Annotated in this window: 1 pseudogene; it reads right to left on the bottom strand. The window is 61.5% G+C overall.

Annotation, left to right across the window (positions count from 1 at the left end):
- Positions 1-14: 14 nt before the first annotated feature.
- A pseudogene (locus CAPSK01_RS23315) lies at positions 15-410 on the bottom strand (transposase); the annotation flags it as partial.

Genomic DNA, 410 nt, shown 5'->3' with positions numbered 1-410 from the left:
CCTAAAATCCTCTGTTAGCCGCTTCCGACGGGCAAGAAAGGCGGAGGCAAGCCGAGGTGTCGAGCGTTTTTCGGTCTCGCTGCGAGGATTTTGCTGACGATGTAGCGGACCAGCGCCGACCAGCGGCTGGCTTTCGGCAACTGAGGCGCAGATGCCAGAACATGGTCAAGACCCGCGCGGATATTGGTGATCATGGTCTTGATCTGATCGTCTGCCGCATGGGAAAGCGTGAGCAGCAGACGCGACTGACCGGCGTGCTGGGTCAGGCGGGCGATGCCGGAGAGCAACATCGGGCGGCTGGTGATCCCTTCCAGACGTGCCTTCGGGTGTGCCAGGCGGACATACCCACTCCACCAGTTGTAGATCAGCGCCACGGTACGCGCCGAAAGGTTGCAGCGCGCCAGATCATC

This window comes from Candidatus Accumulibacter vicinus, assembly GCF_000584955.1.
In the GTDB taxonomy this organism is placed as follows: domain Bacteria; phylum Pseudomonadota; class Gammaproteobacteria; order Burkholderiales; family Rhodocyclaceae; genus Accumulibacter; species Accumulibacter vicinus.
Note: the sequence above shows the minus strand (reverse complement) of the source record. Positions and strands in the feature narration are given on the sequence as shown.